Annotated in this window: 6 protein-coding genes; 3 read left to right on the top strand and 3 right to left on the bottom strand. The window is 71.0% G+C overall.

Going from position 1 to position 6,811, the window contains the following annotated elements; genetic code table 11:
• Window positions 1–89 precede the first annotated feature (89 nt).
• Together WBN91_RS38490 and WBN91_RS38485 are read right to left on the bottom strand one after the other, a co-directional pair.
• Complete coding sequence (locus tag WBN91_RS38490) at window positions 90–755, bottom strand: response regulator transcription factor (RefSeq protein WP_337729239.1); 666 nt, start codon at window positions 753–755, stop codon at window positions 90–92.
• A gap of 13 nt (window positions 756–768) precedes the next feature.
• Window positions 769–2,055, bottom strand: a complete 1,287-nt coding sequence (locus WBN91_RS38485; protein ID WP_443217884.1) for an ATP-binding protein — start codon at window positions 2,053–2,055, stop codon at window positions 769–771.
• Window positions 2,056–2,131: 76 nt separating this feature from the next.
• Between WBN91_RS38485 and WBN91_RS38480 the strand changes: the two genes are divergently transcribed.
• Window positions 2,132–3,337: a PspC domain-containing protein gene (locus WBN91_RS38480; RefSeq protein ID WP_337729240.1), complete on the top strand. Its 1,206-nt coding sequence runs from the start codon at window positions 2,132–2,134 to the stop codon at window positions 3,335–3,337.
• Window positions 3,330–3,530 (top strand): hypothetical protein, encoded by a 201-nt coding sequence (locus tag WBN91_RS38475; protein ID WP_121225059.1) that lies wholly within the window; start codon window positions 3,330–3,332, stop codon window positions 3,528–3,530. Before WBN91_RS38480 ends, WBN91_RS38475 begins: the two co-directional genes overlap by 8 nt.
• A 66-nt stretch (window positions 3,531–3,596) precedes the next feature.
• Here the strand turns inward: WBN91_RS38475 and guaA are convergent, their stop codons facing one another.
• Window positions 3,597–5,165: a glutamine-hydrolyzing GMP synthase gene (guaA, locus tag WBN91_RS38470; RefSeq protein ID WP_337729241.1), complete on the bottom strand. Its 1,569-nt coding sequence runs from the start codon at window positions 5,163–5,165 to the stop codon at window positions 3,597–3,599.
• 47 nt (window positions 5,166–5,212) lie between these two features.
• Between guaA and WBN91_RS38465 the strand changes: the two genes are divergently transcribed.
• Window positions 5,213–6,658 (top strand): aldehyde dehydrogenase family protein, encoded by a 1,446-nt coding sequence (locus WBN91_RS38465; protein WP_337729242.1) that lies wholly within the window; start codon window positions 5,213–5,215, stop codon window positions 6,656–6,658.
• Window positions 6,659–6,811: the final 153 nt, after the last annotated feature.

Below are 6,811 nucleotides of genomic sequence, written 5' to 3'. Positions count from 1 at the left end.
AGGCCATACGGGGATGACGGAAGAAGCCCAAGTTGGGAGGTCTGCTGCGCGAGCTACTTCGGGCGCCCTGCGGGCGCATGGGCTTTTTGTTATACCAGGCGGCGGTCTGAGGCCCAGCGGGAGAGTTCGTAGCGGTTTGAGAGTTGGGTTTTGCGGAGGACGCTGGATACGTGGGTTTCTACCGTCTTCACCGAGATGAAGAGTTCCGACGCGATCTCCTTGTACGCGTAACCCCGCGCCAGGAGGCGCAGCACGTCCCGCTCCCTCGGTGTCAGCAAGTCCAGTTCCGGGTCGCTGATCGGGGCTGCACCCGGCCTGTCCGCGAAGGCGTCCAGGACGAAGCCGGCCAGGCGGGGGCTGAAGACCGCGTCGCCCTCGGAGACTCGGACGACCGCTCGAACCAACTCCTGGCTGGAGATGGTCTTGGTGACATAACCCCTGGCACCCGCGCGGATCACAGCGATGACGTCCTCCGCCGCGTCCGACACCGACAGGGCCAGGAAGACCACCTCGGGCAGGGTGGTTCGGACCTGGCGCAGGACCTCTGCGCCGCCGCCGTCGGGCATGTGCACGTCCAGCAGGACGACGTCCGGGCGGACGTGGTTGATGCCCACCACCGCCTCGCCCACGGAGCCGGCCTCGCCGACGACGTCGACCTCGTCGGTGATCGAGTCCAGTTCGGCGCGCACTCCGGCGCGGAACAGTGCGTGGTCGTCCACGAGGAAGACCCGCACCGGTGTTTCCCGGCCTGTCACGTCCGCACCCCTCCTAGTTCCCGGACCTCGGCATGTACAGCTGCACTTCCGTCCCCTCGCCGGGGGTCGTGCGCAGCCGGACTTCGCCGCCGTGCCGGTCCATCCTCCCCCGGATCGAGTCCGCGAGGCCATGCCGGTCCTCGGGGACGGTGTCCGGGTCGAAGCCCTTGCCCCTGTCGCGCACGAAGACAGTCACGCGTTCGGGTTCCACTTCACCGTAGACGCTGATCTCGGCGACGCCCGCGTGCTTGGCCGCGTTGACCATCGCCTCGCGGGCCGCCTGGACCAGGGCCAGCAGGTTCGGGTCCAGTTCGCAGTCGCCAACTACGACCTGCTGGACGGTCAGGGCGAAGTGGTCCTCCACCTCGCCGGACGCCTTGGCGATGGCGGCGGACAGGGTGGTGGGTTGGGTGTTGTCCTCGACGTTGCGGCCGTACAGCCACTCGCGCAGTTGGCGTTCCTGGCCCCGGGCCAGGCGCTTGACCTCGCGCGGGTTCTCGGACTGCTTCTGGATCAGCGCCAGGGTTTGCAGCACGGAGTCGTGCAGGTGGGCGGCGATCTCGGCGCGTTCCTCGGTCCTGATGCGGACCCGGCGCTCCTCGCCCAGGTCGTTGATCAGCTTGATCCACAGGGGCACGGTCAGCACCGCCACGCCGCCGAGGGTCGCGACCACGGCGAGCAGCGCGAACCTCAACTGGTCGATGCCGTAGCTGTTGACCAGCAGCACGCCGATGCCGATGGCGACCAGCGCGACGCCCGCGAGCACCCGGACGATCGCCGACCTGCCACTGCCCAGCAGGCCGGACTTCGCGCCGTCGCGCCAGCGCCGTCGCTGGGCCTCGTCTGCCTCGCGCCACACCACGGCCGCGCCGACCAAGGCCACCGCGAGCGGGCCGACGATCCAGCCGCTGATCGGGCCCGACAGCAGGCCGCTGACCACCGCCGCGCCGATGCCCAGGGCGACCAGGCCCAGTGCCTGCTGGCGTTCCTTGGAACCGGACTGCCGCTCCGGTTCGGCGGCGTCGCGTTGCGGCACGAACAGCCACAGCAGGCCGTACGCGACGATGCCGACGCCGTTGAGCGCGGTCAGCGCGGCGAAGGCCGCGCGCACCCAGAACACGTCCACGCCGAGGTGGTCGGCCACGCCGCCGGCCACGCCCGCGACGACCCGGCCGCCGCGCCTGCGGCGCACGGGGTCCGGGTAGCGGGTCTGCCTGGCCGCGACCGGTTGCCTGTCCACGGTCTCCACCACCTGCGAGGTCACACCACCGATCGTCACACGAGCGGTGTTCGGATTCATCAGGGTTCCACCCGATGCGGGTTTCAGGGTGGGTCCCCGATGCGCATCGTGCCCGCTGACGGCGATGCTCGTCATCGTGAGCGGGAACCTGAGCGCAGCCGGCGTCGAAGAGACGCTGAAGGACTTCTGGGTCAGCAGGCCCAGGCGGCCACACGCGGGACGCAAGATCGCCGGTGTCGCCGCCGGTATCGCCGAGCGGTACCAGATCGACCCGGTGATCGTCCGGGTGGCGTTCGTGGCAATGGCGCTGTGCAACGGCGCCGGGGTCCTGGTCTACCTGTTGGGCTGGCTGTTCCTGGCCCAGCAGGACGACGAGGTGTCGGCCGCGGAGTCGCTGGTCGGCCGGGGCCGCAGCTCGACGCCCGCGCCGCTGACCGTGCTGCTCGGGCTGGCCCTGCTGCCGGCGACCGGGCTGTTCTTCGACGGCGGCTTCACGATGGTCGGCGGGCTCCTGCTGTCCGCCGGCGCGATCTACGCGCTGCACCGAGGCCGCGGCGCGCTGAACCGTCCCGCCCCGAGCCCCGAGGTGAGCCACGTGGACACCGCAGACGCCCCGACCACCCGCGTGACCCCGCCCGCCTGGGACCCGCTGGGCGCCGCGCCGTTCGCGTGGGACCTGCCGGAGCCGACGCCGACGACCCCGCCGGCGCCGGTCACGCCGACCCGCCCGCGGCGGCGCAAGTCCCGCGTGGCCGGGGCGACGTTCGGGCTGGCGCTGGTCGTGCTGGCCGGGTCGATCGTGGCGTCGGGGTACAGCGACTGGTTCACCGCGCCGCACGTCATCGGCCTGGTCGTGGCCACGCTCGGGCTCGGCATGGTGGTCGGCGCGTTCCGCGGCGGCGGCAAGGGCCTGATCGGGCTGGTCGTGCCGCTGAGCGTGGTGGGGGTCGTGATGACCTCGGTGAGCTTCCCGGAGTGGAACGAGTCCGACCGGTACGGCGACGTGTCGTCGCGGCCGACTGCCATCGCGGACGTGCAGTCGAAGTACGACTCGAACGTCGGCACGGTCGACGTGGACCTGACCGGGCTGCCGGCGTCGGGCTCGGTGAAGACGCAGGTCGAGGTCGGCCTGGGCGAGGTGCGCGTGGTCGTGCCGAAGAACGCCGACGTGGTCGCCACCTGCGAGGCCGACCTGGGCGCGGTGACGTGCCTGGACAAGCGGTCGGACGGCAAGAACCCGGAGGAGTGGGTGACGGACAACGGCCCCGACGGCGAGGGCGGGTTGAAGATCGAGCTCGACGTTCGGGCCGGCATGGGAGAGGTGGTGGTGAGCCGTGGCTGACCAGGAACTGCAAGAAAAGCGTGGCTTCGACGTGGTGGGCCTGGTGTTCGGGGTCGCGGCCCTGGTCGCCGCCGCCTACATGCTCTCCGACGGCGCGGCGTGGCCGGACTTCCTGGACCTGCGCTGGGCGCTCGCGGGCGGCGCGATGGTGATCGGCCTGGGCCTCCTCGCGAGCTCCGCCCGCCGCCGCTGACGCCCCACGACGAGAAGGGCCGCTCCTCACCACGAGGAGCGGCCCTTCTTCACGTCCGGGGCGGGATCACTCCCACTCGATGGTGCCCGGCGGCTTGCTCGTCACGTCGAGCACGACCCGGTTGACCTCCGCGACCTCGTTGGTGATCCGGGTCGAGATGCGTTCCAGCACGTCGTAGGGCAGGCGGGTCCAGTCGGCGGTCATCGCGTCCTCGGAGGACACCGGGCGCAGGACGACCGGGTGGCCGTAGGTGCGGCCGTCGCCCTGGACGCCCACGCTGCGCACGTCCGCCAGCAGCACGACCGGGCACTGCCAGATGGTGCGGTCCAGGCCCGCCGAGGTCAGCTCCTCGCGGGCGATCGCGTCGGCCTTGCGCAGGATGTCCAGGCGCTCGCCGGTCACCTCGCCGATGATCCGGATGCCCAGGCCCGGCCCCGGGAACGGCTGCCGCTGCACGATGGTCTCCGGCAGGCCCAGCTCGGTCCCGACCCGGCGGACCTCGTCCTTGAACAGCGCCCGCAGCGGCTCGACCAGGGTGAACTGGAGGTCGTCGGGCAGGCCGCCGACGTTGTGGTGGCTCTTGATGTTCGCCGTGCCCGCGCCGCCGCCGGACTCGACCACGTCCGGGTAGAGGGTGCCCTGCACGAGGAACTGGTAGTCGCCCTCGGCCTTCAGGTCCCGCTCGGCCTGCTCGAACACGCGGATGAACTCGCGGCCGATGATCTTGCGCTTCTCCTCGGGGTCGGTGACCCCGGCGAGGGCGTTCAGGAACCGCTCGCGCGCGTCCACGGTGACCAGCTTCACGCCGGTGGCGGCCACGTAGTCCCGCTCGACCTGCGCCCGCTCGCCCGCCCGCAGCAGGCCGTGGTCGACGAACACGCAGGTCAGCCGGTCCCCGATGGCACGCTGGACGAGCGCCGCCGCGACGGCGGAGTCCACGCCGCCGGACAGGCCGCAGATCGCCTTGCCGTCGCCGATCTGCTCCCGGATGCGCGCGACCTGCTCGTCCACGATCGACGAGGTGGTCCACTGGGGCCGGATGCCCGCGATCTCGTGCAGGAACCGCCGCAGCACCTCCTGGCCGTGCGGCGAGTGGCCGACCTCGGGGTGGTACTGCACGCCCGCGAACCGGCGCTCCCGGTCCTCGAACGCGGCCACCGGCGCGCCGTCGCTGGACGCGGTCACGGTGAAGCCCTCGGGGGCCTTGGTCACGCAGTCGCCGTGGCTCATCCACACCGGGTGGCTGCCGGGCAGCTCCTCGTGCAGCAGGCCGCCCGCGGACTGCACGTTGACCTCGGTGCGCCCGTACTCGCGGGTCCCGGTGTGCTCGACGGTGCCGCCCAACGCGCCCGCCATCGCCTGGAAGCCGTAGCAGATGCCGAACACCGGCACGCCCACCTCGAACAGCTTCGGGTCCACCTGCGGCGCACCCGGCTCGTAGACGCTGGACGGCCCGCCGGACAGCACGATCGCCGCCGGGTCCTTCTCCAGCAGTTCGGCCACGCTCGCGGTGTGCGGCACGACCTCGGAGTAGACCTGTGCTTCGCGCACGCGACGGGCGATCAGCTGCGCGTACTGCGCACCGAAGTCGACGACCAAGACGGGGCGGCTGCTGGTTTCGGACACGGCTGACATCGTCTCAGACCTGCACCGGATGCTCAGAACGGCCTAGGTTGTGCCCTATGGACGCGTTCACCCCGCAGCCCCGGCCCTGCTGGATCGCCGGACGCCCGGAGCAGGGCACGGGTGCCATCACCGTCAGCCACCCCTACGACGGCACGGAGGTGGCGTCGGTCGCCGTACCCGGCCCCGACCAGGTGGAACGTGCGGTGGCCGCGGCGGCTGCCGTGACCAGGGAATTCCGCCGCACCCCGGCACACGTGCGCGCCAAGGCCCTGCTGCACGTCTCACAGGCCTTGGCCGACCGCGCCGAGGAGATCGCGGAAACGATCACCGCCGAGAACGGCAAGCCCCTCAAGTGGGCGAACATCGAGGTCCAACGAGCGGTCAACACCTTCCGCTTCGCGGCCGAGGAAGCCAGGAGGTTCACCGGCGACCTCCAACGCCTGGACACCGACACGAACGGCGAGGGCCGCCTGGCGGTGGTCCGACGGGTCCCCCGCGGTCCCGTGCTGGCCGTGGCCCCTTTCAACTTCCCGCTGAACCTGGTGGCCCACAAGGTCGCCCCGGCCCTGGCCGTAGGCGCTCCGGTGATCGTGAAGCCCGCTTCCGCGACCCCGTTGTCGGCGTTGTTGTTGGGCGAGATCCTGGCCGAGGCGGACCTGCCGGAGGGCGCCTTCTCCGTGCTGCCGGTGCGCGGCGCGGACATGAAGTCCCTGGTCACCGACGAGCGCTTGCCGGTGATCTCGTTCACCGGCTCGACGTCGGTCGGTTGGTCCTTGACCGACAGCGCACCCCGCAAGCACGTGCTGATGGAACTGGGCTCGAACAGCGCCGCCATCGTGTGCCCGGACTGGCCGGACTTGGACTGGGCAGCCTCCCGCATCGCGACCTTCGGCAACTACCAGGCAGGGCAGTCCTGCATCGCGGTACAGCGGGTGCTGGTGCACCGGGACGTGGCCGAGGAGTTCGTGCCGAAGCTGGTCGAGAAGGTGCGCGCCCTCAAAACTGGTGACCCCCACGACCCGGAGGTCGAGGTCGGCCCCTTGATCGACGAGGACAACGCCCGTCGCGTCGAGGAGTGGGTGACGGAGGCCGTCTCCGGCGGGGCGACCCTGCACGTCGGCGGCGGCCGGAAGGGGACGTCGGTGGAGCCCGCCGTGCTGACGGACGTGCCGGCGGAGGCGCGGCTATGGCACCAGGAGGTGTTCGGGCCGGTGCTGGCGGTGTCCGTGGTGTCGTCGGTGGCGGAGGCGTTCGAGCAGGCGAATGCGACCGAGTACGGGTTGCAGGCAGGCGTGTTCACACGGGACGTCACGGTCGCGTTCGAGGCGGCGGCGGAGTTGGAGGTGGGCGGTGTGATCATCGGGGATGTGCCGTCTTATCGGGCCGACCAGATGCCTTATGGCGGGGTGAAGGGGTCGGGGACTGGGCGGGAGGGGGTGCGGTCGGCGATGGAGGACTTCACCGAGGAACGCACAATGGTCCTCACCGGCATCGCCCTCTAGCAAACGACCACCACAACAACGCAAGCTTCAAGGGCGCGCGCAGCGCGCTTCCACGAAGCTCGCGCAGCAGACCGCTCCCCCTGGGCTTCTTCCGTCATCCCCGTATGGCCTGCCCGAAGGGCTACCACGCTTTTGGTCGGGTGCAGCCGAAAT

This window comes from Saccharothrix sp. CCNWYY140, from assembly GCF_037401995.1.
Taxonomy (GTDB): Bacteria; Actinomycetota; Actinomycetes; order Mycobacteriales; family Pseudonocardiaceae; genus Actinosynnema.
This window is presented reverse-complemented; position numbering and strand designations above follow the sequence as displayed.